Source organism: Enterobacter sp. HNDS-6, from assembly GCF_039850505.1.
Classification (GTDB): domain Bacteria; phylum Pseudomonadota; class Gammaproteobacteria; order Enterobacterales; family Enterobacteriaceae; genus Enterobacter; species Enterobacter kobei.
In genome coordinates this window covers 539,744-558,083 of sequence record NZ_CP156673.1, presented here as the reverse complement: position 1 = coordinate 558,083, position 18,340 = coordinate 539,744, and the positions used below count along the sequence as shown (strand labels likewise).

General features: G+C 53.8%; 15 protein-coding genes. 12 read left to right on the top strand and 3 right to left on the bottom strand.

Translation table 11 applies throughout. From position 1 onward, the window contains the following. Positions 1–59 precede the first annotated feature (59 nt). Positions 60–1,262, bottom strand: coding sequence for an acetate kinase (gene ackA, locus ABFI50_RS02490; protein ID WP_014884643.1), 1,203 nt, complete (start codon positions 1,260–1,262; stop codon positions 60–62). Positions 1,263–1,599: 337 nt separating this feature from the next. Here ackA and yfbV point away from each other — a divergent pair, with 337 nt between their 5' ends. The 4 genes from yfbV (at position 1,600) to ABFI50_RS02470 (ending at position 5,221) form a co-directional block, all read left to right on the top strand. Then, positions 1,600–2,055 carry a terminus macrodomain insulation protein YfbV gene (gene yfbV / locus ABFI50_RS02485; protein WP_014884642.1) on the top strand — a complete coding sequence of 152 codons (456 nt, stop codon included), beginning with the start codon at positions 1,600–1,602 and terminating at the stop codon, positions 2,053–2,055. A 92-nt stretch (positions 2,056–2,147) separates the two neighbouring features. After that, positions 2,148–2,642, top strand: a complete 495-nt coding sequence (locus ABFI50_RS02480) for a YfbU family protein (RefSeq protein WP_008502874.1) — start codon at positions 2,148–2,150, stop codon at positions 2,640–2,642. Positions 2,643–2,653: 11 nt separating this feature from the next. Next, positions 2,654–3,313: a sugar phosphatase gene (locus tag ABFI50_RS02475; RefSeq protein ID WP_014884641.1), complete on the top strand. Its 660-nt coding sequence runs from the start codon at positions 2,654–2,656 to the stop codon at positions 3,311–3,313. A 75-nt stretch (positions 3,314–3,388) separates the two neighbouring features. Next, positions 3,389–5,221, top strand: coding sequence for an SLC13 family permease (locus ABFI50_RS02470; protein ID WP_023338572.1), 1,833 nt, complete (start codon positions 3,389–3,391; stop codon positions 5,219–5,221). Between the two features lie 52 nt (positions 5,222–5,273). Here the strand turns inward: ABFI50_RS02470 and yfbR are convergent, their stop codons facing one another. Together yfbR and alaA are read right to left on the bottom strand one after the other, a co-directional pair. Beyond that, on the bottom strand, positions 5,274–5,873 hold the full coding sequence (yfbR, locus tag ABFI50_RS02465; protein WP_023330968.1) for a 5'-deoxynucleotidase: 600 nt from the start codon (positions 5,871–5,873) through the stop codon (positions 5,274–5,276). Between the two features lie 118 nt (positions 5,874–5,991). After that, on the bottom strand, positions 5,992–7,206 hold the full coding sequence (gene alaA / locus ABFI50_RS02460) for an alanine transaminase AlaA (RefSeq protein WP_003861471.1): 1,215 nt from the start codon (positions 7,204–7,206) through the stop codon (positions 5,992–5,994). A gap of 940 nt (positions 7,207–8,146) precedes the next feature. Between alaA and lrhA the strand changes: the two genes are divergently transcribed. The 8 genes from lrhA to nuoH all read left to right on the top strand — a co-directional run bounded on the left by lrhA (position 8,147) and on the right by nuoH (position 18,328). Then, a complete protein-coding gene (lrhA, locus tag ABFI50_RS02455) occupies positions 8,147–9,085 on the top strand; it encodes a transcriptional regulator LrhA (protein WP_014884638.1) in 939 nt (312 codons plus the stop codon). 631 nt (positions 9,086–9,716) lie between these two features. Continuing rightward, positions 9,717–10,157, top strand: a complete 441-nt coding sequence (gene nuoA / locus ABFI50_RS02450; protein WP_014071109.1) for an NADH-quinone oxidoreductase subunit NuoA — start codon at positions 9,717–9,719, stop codon at positions 10,155–10,157. Between the two features lie 15 nt (positions 10,158–10,172). Next, positions 10,173–10,847 (top strand): NADH-quinone oxidoreductase subunit NuoB, encoded by a 675-nt coding sequence (gene nuoB, locus ABFI50_RS02445; RefSeq protein WP_003861482.1) that lies wholly within the window; start codon positions 10,173–10,175, stop codon positions 10,845–10,847. Positions 10,848–10,936: 89 nt separating this feature from the next. After that, positions 10,937–12,739: an NADH-quinone oxidoreductase subunit C/D gene (nuoC, locus tag ABFI50_RS02440; RefSeq protein WP_014884637.1), complete on the top strand. Its 1,803-nt coding sequence runs from the start codon at positions 10,937–10,939 to the stop codon at positions 12,737–12,739. Positions 12,740–12,741: 2 nt separating this feature from the next. Continuing rightward, a complete protein-coding gene (gene nuoE, locus ABFI50_RS02435) occupies positions 12,742–13,242 on the top strand; it encodes an NADH-quinone oxidoreductase subunit NuoE (protein ID WP_014884636.1) in 501 nt (166 codons plus the stop codon). Further along, on the top strand, positions 13,239–14,576 hold the full coding sequence (gene nuoF / locus ABFI50_RS02430) for an NADH-quinone oxidoreductase subunit NuoF (RefSeq protein WP_003861487.1): 1,338 nt from the start codon (positions 13,239–13,241) through the stop codon (positions 14,574–14,576). Before nuoE ends, nuoF begins: the two co-directional genes overlap by 4 nt. 54 nt (positions 14,577–14,630) lie before the next feature. Continuing rightward, a complete protein-coding gene (nuoG, locus tag ABFI50_RS02425) occupies positions 14,631–17,354 on the top strand; it encodes an NADH-quinone oxidoreductase subunit NuoG (RefSeq protein ID WP_347485267.1) in 2,724 nt (907 codons plus the stop codon). Beyond that, positions 17,351–18,328 (top strand): NADH-quinone oxidoreductase subunit NuoH, encoded by a 978-nt coding sequence (gene nuoH / locus ABFI50_RS02420; protein ID WP_008500211.1) that lies wholly within the window; start codon positions 17,351–17,353, stop codon positions 18,326–18,328. The genes nuoG and nuoH overlap by 4 nt, the downstream gene beginning before the upstream one ends. The last annotated feature ends 12 nt before the right edge of the window (positions 18,329–18,340 follow it).

The following is an 18,340-nucleotide window of genomic DNA, read 5'->3' as shown; positions in this document are numbered from 1 at the left end:
TACCGCCGACACGGGGCGGGTTACAAAACAGCACCGCCAGCATTGCTGGCGGTGTGGAATCAGGCAGTCAGGCGGTGTGCGTCTTGCGCGATGACCAGCTCTTCGTTAGTTGGGATAACGATAGCCGGACGGGTGCCTTCTTTGTTGATGAAGCCAGACTTGCCGAAACGCGCAGCCAAGTTACGCTCGTGATCAACGTCGAAGCCCAGAACGCCCAGTTTGCCCAGGGACAGTTCACGAACCATAGCCGCGTTCTCACCGATACCACCGGTGAAGATAACCGCGTCCAGACGACCGTCCATCAGCGCAGTGTAAGAACCGATGTATTTCGCCAGACGGTGGCAGTAAACGTCCATTGCACGTTTAGCGTCTGCTTTCTCTGCGTAGTTGTCTTCAACATAGCGGCAGTCGCTGGTGACTTCGGTCAGACCCAGCAGGCCAGACTCTTTAGTCAGCATTTTGTTGATGTCGTCAACGCTCATGCCCAGAGTGTCGTGCAGGTGGAAGATGATCGCCGGGTCGATGTCACCGGAACGGGTACCCATCACCAGACCTTCCAGAGGGGTCAGACCCATGGAGGTATCAACACATTTACCGTTGCGGATAGCAGAAACAGAACCACCGTTGCCCAGATGGCAGGTGATGATGTTCACTTCTTCAACAGGTTTGTTCAGGATTTTTGCGGCTTCCTGAGTCACAAAGAAGTGGCTGGTGCCGTGCGCGCCGTAACGACGTACGCCGTGCTCTTTGTACAGGCTGTATGGCAGGGCATAGAGGTAAGACTCTTCCGGCATGGTCTGATGGAACGCGGTGTCGAACACGGCCACGTTTTTGTCTTTCAGATTCGGGAAGGATTTCAGCGCTTCAGCGATACCGATCAGGTGCGCCGGGTTGTGCAGCGGAGCAAAAGAGGCAGAATCTTTGATGCCCTGGATAACAGATTCGTCGATCACGACGGAACTGGTGTATTTTTCGCCGCCGTGGACGATACGGTGACCAATCGCAGTCAGCTGAGCAGACAGTTCTGGTTTTTGTGCCAGAATAGTGTTAACGATAAAGTTCAGCGCTTCACTGTGAGCGGCGCCTGCACCTAAAGCCGCTTCTTGTTTGCTGCCGTCCATCTTCCACTTGATACGTGCTTCAGGCAGATGGAAACATTCGGCCAAACCAGAGAGGTACTCGTCACCGTTGAGCGCATCGATGATGGCGAATTTCAGTGAGGAGCTACCGCAGTTCAGAACCAGTACTAACTTACTCGACATGGAAGTACCTATTATTGATACGTGGCTAAAAAAACGTCAGTGAGTCTAACAGCGTAACGCATGATGACTCGGACATTTATGATTAACATCATGCCAAACGAACATTGTGGCATGATGGAAGAAATAACTATGATTTTATGCCATTTTGCACAATTTTCAGCCAATGGCATAATGTGCGATAATTTGACGAGTGAATGATTCTCGTCTATGGCCCAATCAGGCTGGCACAGGATACCCGATACGGGGTAGCGATGACAAAATATTTTGAACGTTGTCATAGCCTGTTGTGGTTTTACACAAAAATTTTAATTTTTATACGTGAAGTTGAGGTACAGCCATGTCGACACCCGAAACCCCTACCGTGAATTTCTTCAGTCTGTTTCGTCGGGGACAGCATTACGCAAAGACGTGGCCGATGGAAAAGCGCCTTGCGCCAATGTTTATTGAGAATCGCACCATCCGCGCCACGCGCTATGCGATTCGCTTTATGCCCCCTGTCGCCATTTTTACCCTGTGCTGGCAAATAGCGTTAGGCGGACAGCTTGGCCCGGCCGTGGCGACAGCACTCTTTGCGTTAAGCCTGCCGATGCAGGGGCTGTGGTGGTTAGGAAAACGGTCCATCACGCCACTGCCACCTTCTATTTTACACTGGTTTTATGAAGTCCGTGGAAAACTGGAGGAGGCCGGGCAGGCGCTTGCTCCGGTTGAAGGCAAGCCTGATTACCAGGCGCTGGCGGACACGTTAAAGCGCGCTTTTAAGCAGTTGGATAAAACATTCCTCGATGACTTGTGATTGATCATCGAAACGACCAACAAAAAAAGGCACAGTAACAAACCGTTACCGTGTCTTTTTTTTACAGTGCAATGCGCTACAGGAGTCGAAAGATGGAAATGACCCATGCTCAACGTCTGATTTTGTCTAACCAGTACAAAATGATGACAATGCTTGATCCCGATAACGCTGCGCGCTACAGCCGCCTGCAGACTATCGTCGAACGGGGGTTTGGTTTGCAAATGCGCGAACTGGACCGCGAGTTTGGTGAGCTGAAAGAAGAAACCTGCCGCATCGTGATCGACATTATGGAGATGTACCACGCCCTGCATGTTTCCTGGACTAATCTCAAAGATCAGCAGTCCATTGACGAGCGCCGTGTCACCTTCTTAGGCTTTGATGCAGCGACGGAAGCGCGTTATCTGAGCTATGTCCGCTTTATGGTGAATACCGAAGGGCGTTATACCCACTTCGATGCGGGTACCCACGGCTTTAACGCGCAGACCCCAATGTGGGATAAATACCAGCGCATGCTGAGCGCGTGGCACGCCTGCCCGCGTCAGTACCATTTAAGCAGCAACGAAATTCAACAAATCATTAATGCCTGACGGAGGTGCGTGTGCAGTGTAGAGGTTTTCTGTTTGATCTGGACGGTACGCTGGTGGATTCGCTGCCGGTTGTGGAGCGTTCATGGTGCCATTGGGCTGACAGACAGGGTATCGACCATCAGGACGTACTGAATTTCATCCATGGCAAGCAGGCCATAACCTCATTACGGCACTTCTTAGCGGGGCGTTCTGAGGAGGAGATTCAGGCGGAGTTCAAATACCTGGAGCAGATTGAGGCCACCGATACGGAGGGTATCACTGCACTGCCTGGCGCACGCGAACTGCTTGAACATCTCAACGAAGCGCAGATCCCGTGGGCTATCGTCACGTCCGGCTCTGTTCCGGTCGCGCATGCCCGTCACAAAGCGGCCGGTTTACCGAAGCCCGAGGTGTTCATTACCGCTGAGCGCGTTAAGCGCGGCAAGCCAGAGCCGGATGCGTTTCTGCTTGGCGCTGAACTGCTGGGCCTCGCTCCCGCTGAGTGCGTGGTCGTGGAAGACGCGGCGGCCGGCGTGCTGGCCGGGCTGAACGCCGGGAGTCACGTCATTGCCGTTAACGTTCCGGCGGGGTCTCCCCGGCTGAGTGAGGCGGACTTTGTGCTGGATTCCCTGACGGCACTGGCGGTGTCTAAGGCGCCCGATGGCGTTGTAACCGTCTCGCTAAAAATGTAATCCCATGATTTAGCCCCACGTTGCTGGGGCTTTTTTATGGCAAAATTCCTCATCTTCCACTGACAAGGATAGGTTGTGAACGGTGAACTGATTTGGGTCCTGAGCCTGCTTTTAATCGCCATTATTCTCTTCGCCACAGGCAAGGTGCGCATGGATGCCGTTGCCCTGTTTGTCATCGTCGCGTTTGTGCTGAGCGGCACGCTTACGCTACCGGAAGCTTTCTCCGGGTTCAGCGATCCTAACGTTATCCTGATTGCCGCCCTGTTTATTATTGGCGACGGCCTGGTGCGCACCGGTGTGGCGACCATCATGGGCGCGTGGCTGGTTAAAGTGGCCGGCAGCAGTGAAACCAAAATGCTGATCTATCTGATGCTGACGGTTGCCGGGCTGGGGGCGTTTATGAGCTCAACGGGCGTGGTCGCTATTTTTATCCCGGTGGTACTGAGCGTCTCCATGCGGATGCAAAGCTCGCCGTCGCGCCTGATGATGCCTCTGAGTTTTGCCGGTTTGATAAGCGGTATGATGACGCTGGTGGCGACGCCGCCGAACCTGGTCGTCAACAGTGAGCTGCTCCGGGAAGGTTTTCAGGGCTTCAGCTTTTTCAGCGTCACCCCGCTGGGTCTGGTGATTCTGGCGATGGGCGTGGTCTATATGCTGCTGACCCGTTTTGCCCTGAAAGGCGAGAACCAGGACAAAAACAAAGACGGGTGGAAGCGGCGCACTTTCCGCGATCTCATCAAAGAGTACCGCCTCACGGGGCGGGCACGGCGTCTGGCCATTCGCCCCGGCTCGCCGATGGTCGGCCAGCGTCTTGACGACCTGAAACTGCGCGAGCGCTATGGGGCGAACGTGATCGGCGTGGAACGCTGGCGCCGTTTTCGCCGGGTGATCGTCAACGTCAATGGCGTATCGGAATTTCGGGCGCGTGACGTCCTGCTGATCGATATGTCCACTGCGGATGTGGATTTGCGCGAGTTCTGCAGCGAACAACTGCTGGAGCCAATGGTGCTGCGCGGGGAGTATTTCTCCGATCAGGCGCTGGATGTCGGTATGGCTGAAGTCTCGCTGATCCCCGAGTCCGAACTGTTGGGCAAAACCGTGCGCGAAATGGGGTTCCGCACCCGGTATGGCCTGAACGTCGTGGGGCTGAAGCGCGACGGCGTGGCGATGGAAGGGGCCGTCGTGGATGAACCGATCCTGCTGGGGGATATCTTCCTTGTGGTGGGAAACTGGAAGTTGATTAGCCAACTCGGGCAAAAAGGGCGTGATTTTGTGGTGCTCAACATGCCGGTTGAGGAGAGCGATGCGTCTCCGGCGCACAGCCAGGCGCCGCACGCGATTTTTTGTCTGGTGCTGATGGTCGCGCTGATGCTAACCGATGAAATTCCAAACCCCATAGCCGCCATCATTGCCTGTCTGCTGATGGGGAAATTCCGCTGTATCGACGCCGAGAGCGCTTATAAAGCCATTCACTGGCCGAGCATCATTCTTATCGTGGGGATGATGCCTTTTGCCCTCGCGCTGCAAAAAACCGGCGGGGTAGATTTAATCGTTAAAGGGCTCATGGACATGGGCGGCGGGTACGGACCGTATTTGATGATGGTGTGCCTGTTCATTATGTGCGCCACGATCGGGTTGTTTATCTCCAATACCGCCACGGCGGTGCTGATGGCACCCATTGCGCTGGCGATGGCGAAATCCATGGGCGTGTCACCCTACCCGTTTGCGATGATGGTGGCGATGGCGGCTTCCGCGGCATTTATGACGCCGGTTTCATCCCCGGTCAATACGCTGGTGCTGGGGCCAGGAAATTATAAATTCAGTGATTTTGTAAAGATTGGCGTGCCATTCACCGTGCTGGTGATGGTGGTGTGCGTGGTGTTAATTCCGGTTTTATTCCCGTTTTAGCGTGAGCACAGAAACGTAGGCCGGGTAAGGCGAAACCGCCACCCGGCTAAAATTACAACGGTGAATCCTGGCTAATCTCATCCAGCGATAAATGGAAGCTCGGCACAAATACCTGCATGAAGTAGTCCATCTCTTCGCTGCGGCGGGATGCCAGCGTTTTTTCCAGACGCGTTTTCGCCAGTAAAAACTCGTTATTGCCCGCAGACAACTCTTCAAGACACTTCAGATAGGCGCACAGCGCGTCGGCCTGTTTGACCAGCGACTTTTCATCTTCCGTATACTGATGCTCGTCGATGAGCGGTTCAAAGATATCGCGCAGCTCCTCCGGCACCATGTCGATCAACTTCTGCTGGGCGATTTTCTCAATGGCCTTATATTCCTGCGCAATCTGCGAGTTGAAATATTTCACCGGTGTCGGCAGATCACCGGTTAACACTTCTGACGCGTCGTGGTACATCGCCAGCAATGCGATGCGCTCGGCATTCACCTGCCCGTTAAATTTGCGGTTTTTAATGGCGGCCAGCGCGTGCGCGACCATGGCAACCTGAAGACTGTGCTCTGATACGTTCTCTGTGCGCACGTTGCGCATCAGCGGCCAGCGGTTGATGAGTTTCAGGCGGGAGAGGTGGGCAAAGAAATGACTCTGACTCATAGGTTACCTTTTGTCTTCACTGCGACAGGACTTCATTGTGCGGGGAGGGGCGGCAAGATGCAAATTTGCGGATTTTGTAGGCCGGGTAAGCGCAGCGCCACCCGGCAGAATGGCTACGTTACTGATGATAACCTGAGAGGAATCGCCCGAAGCGGCTGATAGCCATTTCGAGATCGTCCTCGCGCGGCAGCGTCACGATACGCACATGGTCCGGCCACGGCCAGTTAAATGCCGTCCCCTGAACCAGCAGCACTTTTTCCTGCAACAGGAAATCGAGCACCATCTTCTGATCGTCGTGAATATTGAAGCGCTTCGCGTCGATTTTCGGGAACATATAGAGCGCCCCATTTGGCTTCACGCAGGAGACGCCCGGGATATCGTTGATCAGCTCCCACGCGCGGTTACGCTGTTCGTACAGGCGGCCTCCAGGGACGATAAACTCGCTGATGCTCTGATAGCCACCGAGCGCGGTCTGGATTGCATGTTGTGCCGGCACGTTGGCGCAAAGACGCATAGACGCCAGCATTTCCAGCCCTTCAATATAGCCTTTGGCGTGCTTTTTCGGGCCGTTGAGTACCATCCAGCCCTGGCGGAAACCGGCCACGCGGTAGGTTTTAGACAGGCCATTAAAGGTAACGGTCAACAGGTCCGGGGCCAGCGCGGCAATGGAGTGGTGTTGCGCCGCGTCATAGAGGATCTTGTCGTAAATTTCGTCGGCAAAAATGATCAGGTTGTGCTGGCGGGCGATCTCAACGATCTCCATCAACAGCTCTTTTGAGTAGACCGCGCCCGTCGGGTTGTTCGGGTTGATAATTACGATGCCGCGCGTGCGAGGGGTAATCTTCGCGCGAATATCATCCAGATCCGGGAACCAGTCAGAGGATTCGTCGCAAAGATAATGGACAGCTTTACCGCTGGACAGTGATACGGCAGCCGTCCACAGCGGATAGTCTGGCGCGGGAACCAGCATTTCGTCACCGCTGTTCAGCAGCGCCTGCATGGCCTGGACGATCAGTTCAGATACACCGTTGCCAATGTAGATATCTTCTACGGTAACGTCACGCATGCCGCGAGCCTGGTAGTGCTGCATAATGGCTTTACGTGCGGAATAAAGTCCTTTTGAGTCGCAATAGCCTTGCGCTGTGGGCAGGTTGCGGATCACATCAACCAGAATCTCATCCGGCGCTTCAAAACCAAATGGCGCAGGGTTACCAATGTTGAGCTTCAGAACCTTATTGCCTTCTTCCTCAAGGCGTTTTGCCTCTTTCAGAACCGGGCCACGGATGTCATAACAGACGTTATCTAGCTTGCTGGATTTTTCGATAGGGGACATGAACCTTTAACCTTTTCGCTATTATTGCCACTCCCTGCCGTGGAAGTCAGCACGGAATAATGTACTCCCCCCACGCTTCGTTTTGAAGGGTGTGCAGTAGAAGATTTTGTGCATGTTGTGAAATTCTGGTGAATCTTTTTTGCTGTTTGTTGCCGCTTTTACTGTCGTAACGTAAGGTCAAATGCGCTGGTTAAGGGTGATTGTGCTGAAAATCATTGTAAAAAATGGATATTATCCCGGTGTAAAATAAATGACCCGTAGAGGAGAGATAGAAGTCACGCTGCGTGACTTTTCGTAAAACCTGAGTGTTGAAAAAATCTTGCAGTAATAGCCTGCAGCGGCTAAAAGTTACTCATGTGAAAATAATGTTAAGTGTTATTAATGAATGACCTTAATCGAAATTAAAATTTATTTATTATTAACCAACAAAATGCAACTTTAGTTAATTTTAATAAAATTAGTTGAGAAGCTTAACAAAGCGCTTTACTCCTTAATATTGCAATAAGACTTATAAATAAAGTGGATTTGGGTTAAGATGTCTTTAGGTAAAGCAGATGAAAGATACCCAAATGTTGTATATCTGAAACTGGTTTTCCGATTTAATTGATTGTTATTGTTAGAGTTATCTCTGGCTGGAATGTGTAAAACATCTCCTGCTACGTTGACAGCGCTGCGATAAAGATGGCAGAAAAGGTGTCACGCCTTTAATGTAATTTACATAAACCTGCGAACATCTAAATATCCTGAACGTTTAAGAGAATAAAAATATCGTCATGAAACGTGCTTTCTGACTGTTGATATAAAGCAGCACAATAACTATCTGTCAGGCAGTCTGCCGGGCCGGGATGCGAGGGAAAATCTTCAGAGGGAATTGCTTAACTGTTACACACACAGCTTCAACCCGGGCAGCTCCGCACGAGCAACCTGAAAGTGAATAGATATGATAAATGCAAATCGTCCGATAATGAATCTCGACCTCGATCTGCTGAGAACGTTTGTTGCGGTCGCCGATCTCAACACTTTTGCAGCAGCTGCTGCCGCCGTCTGCCGAACTCAGTCCGCCGTTAGCCAGCAAATGCAGCGGCTGGAGCAACTGGTCGGTAAAGAGCTTTTTGCCCGTCACGGACGCAATAAGCTCTTAACGGAACACGGTATTCAGCTACTGGGTTATGCCAGGAAAATTCTTCGCTTTAATGATGAAGCATGTATGTCACTTATGTTTAGCAACCTTCAGGGGGTGTTAACCTTAGGGGCATCTGATGAGTCAGCGGATACGATATTACCGTTTCTTCTCAACCGAATTAGTTCGGTTTATCCGAAACTTGCGCTGGATGTGAGCGTCAAGCGCAATGCTTTTATGGTTGAGATGTTAAATGAGAATAAGGTCGATCTGGTGGTCACCACGCATCGTCCCGGGCAGTTTGATTGCCTGACGTTGCGCAGATCGCCAACGCACTGGTATTGCGCGGCTGAATATGTGTTGCAAAAAGGGGAGCCCGTTCCACTGGTTTTACTGGACGATCCGAGCCCTTTCCGCGATATGGTGCTGACGGCATTAAATGAAGCCAATATTCCATGGCGTCTGGCGTATGTAGCGTCCACGCTGCCTGCGGTGCGTGCCGCCGTCAAAGCAGGACTTGGCGTAACGGCCCGTCCGGTGGAGATGATGAGCCCTGACCTGCGCGTTCTCGGTAAATCTGATGGTCTTCCTGCGCTGCCAGATACTGAGTATCTGCTTTGCCATAATGCGTCCAGTCATAACGAGCTGGCGAAAGTGGTGTTCGAGGCGATGGAAAACTACCATAACCCGTGGCAGTACGAGCATGTTACCTCCGAAGGAGGGGATGATTCCCTGATCGTTGAAGGTGACTTTGAGTGATCAAACGCTCAAAATTCTGGTAACAAAATGTAAGTGTAAAAAAAAAGCCACTCGTGTCGTTTTCGCACGCAGTGGCTTTTTTTTGTCAATATTATCCCTGTTTGACGAAGGGGCTTCATAAATAGGGTCTATTTATCAATGTCATAAATGCTTTTGCTTAAATTCTGTTCGTTTTCAGTTCTAACTTCATCCATAACCTAACGATGTTAAAAAAACAGCAAATATGTTGCTGGTTTTTTGGTTGAATTAACAAAAGCGTGTCTCAGATCAAGAAAATACTCCTATTTGGGGGGAGGAATCGTTGGCAAATCCTGTCAAAATAGGAGGGTTATTTTTTTTACTTCCAAAACGGACACGATTCAACAACCTGCATTTGACGGAAAGTCATGTACCCACCAGGGTTAAAGGGCACCAAATGTTAATGAGAATCGCTCGATGTAATTTAATGTGAAGAAACCTTTGTTAAAGTTGACAAAAGGTTATAGAAAGGAGTAAAAAACCCCATCATTTTGCTGTCTACGTCTCATTTCAGACAGTTAGTGTAAGGTTATTTGTTCCTCCCCATGAATCGATGTGATGCCTATCTGCCAGCAAGAGCAGTGTCGTCGGTATCACTTTTGATGAGTAAGCAATGAGTATGTCAACATCCACAGAAGTCATCGCTCATCACTGGGCATTCGCAATCTTTCTTATTGTAGCCATTGGCCTGTGCTGCCTGATGTTAGTCGGCGGCTGGTTCCTGGGCGGTCGCGCCCGTGCAAGGCACAAAAACACACCTTTCGAATCAGGTATTGATTCAGTAGGTTCCGCTCGCTTACGCCTGTCTGCCAAGTTCTATCTGGTAGCGATGTTCTTCGTCATCTTCGACGTGGAAGCGCTCTACCTGTTCGCATGGTCGACCTCCATCCGCGAAAGTGGTTGGGTGGGCTTTGTCGAGGCCGCAATTTTCATTTTAGTGTTACTGGCCGGTCTGGTTTATCTGGTGCGTATTGGCGCGCTTGACTGGACGCCTGTGCGTTCACGTCGTGAACACATCAACCCGGAAAACAGTATCTCTAATCGTCAGCAGTAACAGCGAGGCAATAAGATGGATTATACGCTCACCCGCATAGATCCTAACGGTGAGAATGACCGTTACCCCCTGCAAAAACAGGAGATCGTAACCGACCCCCTGGAGCAAGAAGTCAACAAAAGCGTGTACATGGGCAAACTCGAACATGCCATGCACGATATGGTCAACTGGGGTCGTAAGAACTCTATCTGGCCCTACAACTTTGGCCTTTCTTGCTGCTACGTTGAAATGGTGACGTCATTCACTGCGGTGCATGACGTTGCGCGTTTTGGCGCCGAGGTACTGCGTGCATCCCCGCGTCAGGCTGACCTGATGGTGGTAGCCGGTACCTGCTTTACCAAGATGGCACCTGTTATTCAGCGTCTTTATGACCAGATGCTGGAGCCAAAATGGGTTATTTCCATGGGCGCATGTGCAAACTCTGGCGGCATGTACGACATTTATTCCGTTGTGCAGGGCGTTGATAAGTTCATTCCGGTGGATGTTTACATCCCGGGCTGCCCGCCGCGTCCAGAAGCCTATATGCAGGCGCTGATGCTGCTGCAGGAGTCTATCGGTAAAGAGCGTCGTCCGCTTTCATGGGTTGTTGGCGATCAGGGTGTCTACCGCGCGAACATGCAATCTGAGCGCGAGCGTAAACGTGGTGAACGTATTGCCGTCACCAACCTGCGTACGCCTGACGAAATTTAATTTGCGCCTGTGGGCCTGGAGAACACCTTCGCATATCACTACTCAAATAGCGCGAAGCCAGGCTTAACAGTCACCACGGACCATTTGCAATGGTGAACAATATGACCGACTTAACCGCGCAAGAAGCCGCATGGCAGACACGGGATCATCTGGATGACCCCGTCATTGGCGAACTGCGCAACCGTTTTGGGCCGGATGCCTTTACCGTTCAGGCGACCCGCACCGGGGTACCCGTTGTTTGGGTGAAGCGTGAACAATTACTGGAAGTGGTCGATTTCCTCAAGAAATTGCCAAAACCTTACGTCATGCTGTTTGACTTACACGGCATGGATGAGCGTCTGCGTACTCACCGCCAGGGTCTCCCTGCTGCGGATTTTTCCGTTTTCTACCACCTGATCTCAATAGACCGCAACACGGATATCATGCTCAAGGTGGCATTGTCTGAAAACGACATGCATCTGCCGACAATCACCAAACTTTTCCCGAACGCGAACTGGTATGAGCGTGAAACCTGGGAAATGTTCGGCATGACCTTCGACGGCCACCCACATCTGACGCGCATCATGATGCCGCAGACCTGGACCGGCCACCCGCTGCGTAAAGACTACCCGGCACGTGCAACCGAATTCGACCCGTTTGAGCTGACCAAAGCCAAGCAGGATCTGGAGATGGAAGCGCTGACCTTCAAGCCGGAAGACTGGGGCATGAAGCGCGGTACCGAAAACGAAGACTTCATGTTCCTCAACCTCGGTCCGAACCACCCGTCTGCGCACGGTGCATTCCGTATTATTCTTCAGCTTGATGGCGAAGAGATTGTCGACTGCGTTCCTGACATCGGTTACCACCACCGTGGTGCTGAGAAGATGGGCGAGCGTCAGTCCTGGCACAGCTACATTCCGTATACCGACCGTATCGAGTACCTGGGCGGTTGCGTCAACGAAATGCCTTACGTGCTGGCCGTTGAGAAACTGGCGGGTATCGTTACGCCGGATCGCGTTAACGTGATTCGCGTGATGCTGTCAGAACTGTTCCGTATTAACAGCCACCTGCTGTACATCTCCACGTTCATTCAGGACGTCGGCGCGATGACCCCGGTCTTCTTCGCCTTTACCGATCGTCAGAAAATCTACGATCTGGTGGAAGCGATTACCGGTTTCCGTATGCACCCGGCCTGGTTCCGTATCGGCGGTGTGGCACACGATCTGCCGCGCGGCTGGGATCGTCTGCTGCGTGAATTCCTCGACTGGATGCCGAAACGTCTGGCCTCTTACGAGAAAGCCGCACTGCGCAACACCATCCTGAAAGGCCGTTCCCAGGGCGTTGCTGCCTACGGCGCAAAAGAAGCGCTGGAGTGGGGGACGACAGGTGCAGGTCTGCGTGCGACCGGTATTGATTTCGACGTGCGTAAAGCCCGTCCTTACTCTGGCTATGAGAACTTCGACTTTGAGGTCCCGGTGGGCGGCGGTGTTTCCGACTGCTACACCCGCGTGATGCTGAAAGTGGAAGAACTGCGCCAGAGTCTGCGCATCCTTGAGCAGTGCCTCAACAATATGCCGGAAGGCCCGTTCAAAGCGGATCACCCGCTGACCACGCCGCCACCGAAAGAGCGCACGCTGCAACATATCGAAACCCTGATCACTCACTTCCTGCAGGTTTCCTGGGGCCCGGTCATGCCGGCGCAAGAATCCTTCCAGATGATTGAAGCGACCAAGGGTATTAACAGTTACTACCTGACCAGTGACGGCAGCACCATGAGCTACCGTACCCGCGTGCGTACGCCGAGCTTTGCGCACCTGCAGCAGATCCCGTCCGCCATTCGCGGCAGTCTGGTCTCCGACCTGATTGTGTATCTGGGTAGTATCGATTTTGTTATGTCAGATGTGGACCGCTAATTATGCACGAGAATCAACAACCACAAACCGAGGCTTTTGAGCTGAGTGACGCAGAGCGTGCCGCCATTGAGCACGAGATGCACCACTACGAAGACCCGCGTGCGGCGTCCATTGAAGCGCTGAAAATCGTACAGAAACAGCGTGGTTGGGTGCCGGATGGGGCGATCTACGCGATCGCAAAAGTGCTGGGTATTCCGGCCAGTGACGTAGAAGGCGTAGCCACGTTCTACAGCCAGATCTTCCGTCAGCCGGTGGGCCGCCATGTGATCCGCTACTGTGACAGCGTGGTCTGCCACATTACCGGTTATCAGGGCATTCAGGCTGCCATTGAGAAGAAACTCAATATCAAGCCGGGCCAGACCACGTTCGATGGTCGCTTTACTCTGCTGCCAACCTGCTGCCTGGGTAACTGCGACAAGGGGCCGACCATGATGATTGATGAGGATACTCACAGCCATCTGACGCCGGAAGCGATTCCTGACCTGCTGGAGCAGTACAAATGAAAACTGTAATTCGTACTGCTGAGACGCATCCGCTGACCTGGCGTCTGCGTGATGACAAACAGCCGGTATGGCTTGACGAATACCAGAGCAAAAACGGCTATGCCGGTGCGCGTAAAGCCCTTGGCGGCATGGCGCCGGACGACATCGTTAACGCGGTGAAAGAGTCGGGCCTGAAAGGCCGCGGCGGAGCAGGTTTCTCCACCGGTCTGAAGTGGAGCCTGATGCCGAAAGACGAATCCATGAACATCCGTTACCTGCTGTGTAACGCTGATGAAATGGAGCCGGGCACCTATAAAGACCGCCTGCTAATGGAACAGCTGCCGCACCTGCTGGTGGAAGGCATGCTGATCTCCGCGTTTGCGCTGAAAGCGTACCGTGGCTATATCTTCCTGCGCGGTGAGTACATCGAAGCGGCGGAAAACCTGCGTCGTGCGATTGCCGAAGCCACCGAAGCCGGTCTGCTGGGTAAAAACATCCTGGGCACGGGTTTTGACTTCGAACTGTTCGTGCACACCGGTGCAGGGCGTTATATCTGCGGTGAAGAAACCGCGCTGATTAACTCCCTGGAAGGCCGCCGCGCGAACCCGCGTTCCAAGCCACCGTTCCCGGCAAGCTCCGGCGTATGGGGTAAACCGACCTGCGTCAATAACGTTGAAACCCTGTGTAACGTTCCGGCTATCCTCGCCAACGGCGTGGAGTGGTATCAGGGCATCTCTTCAAGTAAGGATGCCGGTACCAAGCTGATGGGCTTCTCCGGTCGCGTGAAAAACCCGGGTGTCTGGGAACTGCCGTTCGGTACCACCGCACGCGAAATTCTTGAAGACTACGCTGGCGGCATGCGTGATGGCCTGAAATTCAAAGCCTGGCAGCCGGGTGGGGCAGGGACAGACTTCCTGACCGAAGCCCATCTTGACCTGCCAATGGAATTCGAAAGCATTGGTAAAGCAGGCAGCCGTCTGGGTACGGCGCTGGCGATGGCCGTCGACCACGAGATCGGCATGGTTTCGCTGGTGCGTAACCTGGAAGAGTTCTTTGCCCGCGAGTCCTGCGGCTGGTGTACACCTTGCCGTGACGGACTGCCGTGGAGCGTGAAGATCCTGCGTGCTATCGAACGCGGCGAAGGTCAGCCGGGCGATATCGAGACACTTGAGCAACTGTGTCGATTCCTTGGCCCGGGTAAAACCTTCTGTGCCCACGCACCGGGTGCCGTCGAGCCGCTGCAGAGCGCGATTAAATATTTCCGCGACGAATTCGAAGCAGGCATCAAGCAGCCGTTCAGCAATACCCATTCTATCAATGGGATTCAGCCGAACCTGCTGAAAGCACGCTGGTAAAGACAGAATTTTGATTAACGCTCGGTTACGACCGAGCCAACTGGAAGCATGCTAATGGCTACGATTCATGTAGACGGCAAAGAATACGAAGTCAACGGGGCGGACAACCTTCTGGAAGCTTGTCTGTCTCTTGGCCTCGATATTCCGTACTTTTGCTGGCATCCGGCGCTGGGCAGCGTCGGTGCTTGCCGCCAGTGTGCGGTGAAGCAATATCAAAACGCGGAAGACACGCGTGGTCGCCTGGTGATGTCCTGTATGACGCCAGCCACCGAAGGCACCTTTATTTCGATTGATGACGAAGAAGCCAAACAGTTCCGCGAAAGCGTGGTGGAGTGGTTGATGACCAACCACCCGCACGACTGTCCGGTCTGTGAAGAGGGCGGTAACTGCCACCTTCAGGATATGACCGTAATGACCGGTCACAGCTTCCGTCGCTATCGCTTTACTAAACGTACCCACCGTAACCAGGATCTGGGGCCGTTCATCTCTCACGAAATGAACCGCTGCATCGCCTGCTACCGCTGCGTGCGTTACTACAAAGACTACGCAGACGGTCAGGATCTGGGCGTGTATGGCGCGCATGACAACGTCTACTTCGGTCGCCCGGAAGACGGAACGCTGGAAAGCGAGTTCTCCGGTAACCTGGTAGAAATCTGCCCGACCGGCGTATTCACGGATAAAACCCACTCCGAGCGTTACAACCGTAAATGGGACATGCAGTTTGCGCCTAGCATCTGCCAGCAGTGTTCCCTCGGCTGTAACACCAGCCCGGGTGAGCGTTACGGCGAACTGCGTCGTATCGAAAACCGTTACAACGGTACCGTTAACCACTACTTCCTGTGCGACCGCGGTCGTTTCGGCTATGGCTATGTGAACCTGAAAGACCGTCCGCGTCAGCCGGTTCAGCGCCGTGGCGATGACGTCATTACCCTGAACGCTGAGCAGGCGATGCAGGGCGCGGCAGATATTCTGCGTCAGTCGAAGAAAGTGATCGGTATCGGCTCCCCGCGCGCCAGCATCGAAAGCAACTTCGCGCTACGCGAGCTGGTTGGCGCGGATAACTTCTATACCGGCATCGCCGAGGGCGAGCAGGAACGTCTGCAGCTGGTTCTGAAAGTGCTGCGTGAAGGCGGTATTCATACCCCTGCGCTGCGCGAAATTGAATCCTACGATGCGGTTCTGGTGCTGGGTGAAGACTTGACTCAGACCGGCGCACGCGCGGCTCTGGCGGTTCGTCAGGCGGTGAAAGGAAAAGCACGTGAAATGGCTGCGGCGCAGAAAGTGGCTGACTGGCAGATTGCGGCGATCCTGAACATCGGTCAGCGTGCGAAGCATCCTCTGTTTGTGACCAACGTCGACAACACCCGTCTGGACGATATCGCTGCGTGGACCTACTGCGCGCCGGTTGAAGATCAGGCACGCCTTGGCTTTGCCATCGCCCACGCGCTGGACAACAACTCTCCCGCCGTTGAACTGGATCGCGATCTGCAAAACAAGGTTGACGTGATTGTTCAGGCTTTGGCTGGTGCGAAGAAACCGCTGATTATTTCCGGTACCAACGCCGGTAGCGCGGAGATCATTCAGGCGGCAGCTAACGTGGCGAAAGCGTTGAAAGGCCGTGGTGCAGATGTTGGTGTGACCATGATTGCCCGTGCGGTGAACAGCATTGGTCTGGGTATGATTGGCGGCGGCTCGCTGGAAGCGGCGTTAAGCGAACTGGAGTCTGGTTCTGCGGATGCCGTTGTGGTGCTGGAAAATGACCTGCATCGCCATGCTTCCGCCGCTCGCGTTGACGCCGCGCTCTCCAAAGCGCCGCTGGTCATGGTCATCGACCATCAGCGCACCGCGATCATGGACAAAGCACACCTGGTGCTCTCTGCGGCAAGCTTCGCAGAAAGTGACGGTACCGTTATCAACAACGAAGGTCGCGCACAGCGTTTCTTCCAGGTCTATGATCCGGCGTACTACGACAGCAACACCGTGATGCTGGAAAGCTGGCGCTGGCTGCACTCCCTGCACAGCACCGTACAGAGCCGTGAAGTGGACTGGACGCAGCTTGACCACGTTATCGACGCGGTGGTGGAAAAACTGCCTCAGCTGGCGGGCATTAAAGATGCAGCCCCTGAAGCAAGCTTCCGTATTCGCGGCCAGAAACTGGCACGTGAACCGCACCGCTACAGTGGCCGTACCGCAATGCGTGCCAACATCAGCGTACACGAACCGCGTCAGCCGCAGGATAAAGACACCATGTTCGCCTTCTCAATGGAAGGGAACAACCAGCCGTCTGCGCCGCGTTCGCAAATCCCGTTCGCATGGGCTCCGGGCTGGAACTCCCCGCAGGCGTGGAACAAGTTCCAGGCTGAAGTGGGCGGTTCCCTGCGCCACGGCGATCCGGGCGTGCGTCTGATTGAAGCGTCTGAAACCGGTCTGGATTTCTTCACGACCGTGCCAGCAAGCTTCCAGGCCCAGGACGGTAGCTGGCGTATTGCGCCGTACTACCATCTGTTCGGTAGCGACGAGCTGTCCCAGCGTTCACCTGTCTTCCAGACCCGTATGCCGCAGCCGTACATCAAGCTCAACCCGGCGGATGCCGCAAAGCTTGGCGTTAACGCGGGTGCGAATATTGCCTTTAGCTATGACGGCCAGACCATCAGCCTGCCGCTGATTATCTCTGAAAGTCTGACAGCAGGGCAGGTGGGTCTGCCGATGGGTATGCCAGGCATCGCGCCGGTTCTGGCGGGTGCGCGTCTTGATAATCTGCAGGAGGCAAAAGCATGAGTTGGTTAACGCCGGATCTTATCGACATCCTGCTGAGCATTCTGAAAGCGATTGTTATCCTGCTGGTGGTGGTCACCTGCGGCGCGTTCATGAGCTTCGGTGAACGTCGTCTGCTCGGTCTGTTCCAGAACCGTTACGGACCGAACCGCGTGGGCTGGGGTGGTTCACTCCAGCTGGTCGCGGACATGATCAAGATGTTCTTTAAAGAGGACTGGATCCCGCGCTTCTCGGACCGCGTGATCTTTACGCTGGCGCCGATGATCGCCTTCACCTCGCTGCTGCTGGCATTTGCTATCGTTCCCGTTAGCCCGACCTGGGTGGTCGCTGACCTGAACATCGGCATTCTGTTCTTCCTGATGATGGCAGGCCTCGCGGTTTACGCGGTCCTGTTCGCAGGCTGGTCCAGTAACAACAAATACTCGCTGCTGGGTGCGATGCGTGCTTCCGCGCAGACGCTGAGCTACGAAGTGTTTCTGGGACTCTCCCTGATGGGCGTGGTGGCGCAGGCCGGTTCATTCAACATGACCGACATCGTCAACAACCAGGCTGACATCTGGAACGTTATCCCGCAGTTCTTTGGTTTTATTACCTTTGCTATCGCGGGCGTGGCAGTGTGTCACCGTCACCCGTTTGACCAGCCAGAAGCCGAACAGGAACTGGCCGACGGTTACCACATCGAATATTCCGGTATGAAGTTCGGTCTGTTCTTCGTGGGCGAGTACATCGGTATCGTCACCATTTCCGCGTTGATGGTAACGCTGTTCTTTGGTGGCTGGCATGGCCCGTTCTTACCGCCGTTCATCTGGTTCGCGCTGAAAACCGCGTTCTTCATGATGATGTTCATTTTGATTCGCGCAGCGTTACCGCGTCCACGTTATGACCAGGTAATGTCCTTCGGCTGGAAAGTGTGCCTGCCGCTGACGCTCGTCAACTTGTTGGTAACGGCAGCTGTCATTCTCTGGCAGCAGCCATAAGGGGCTATAGAC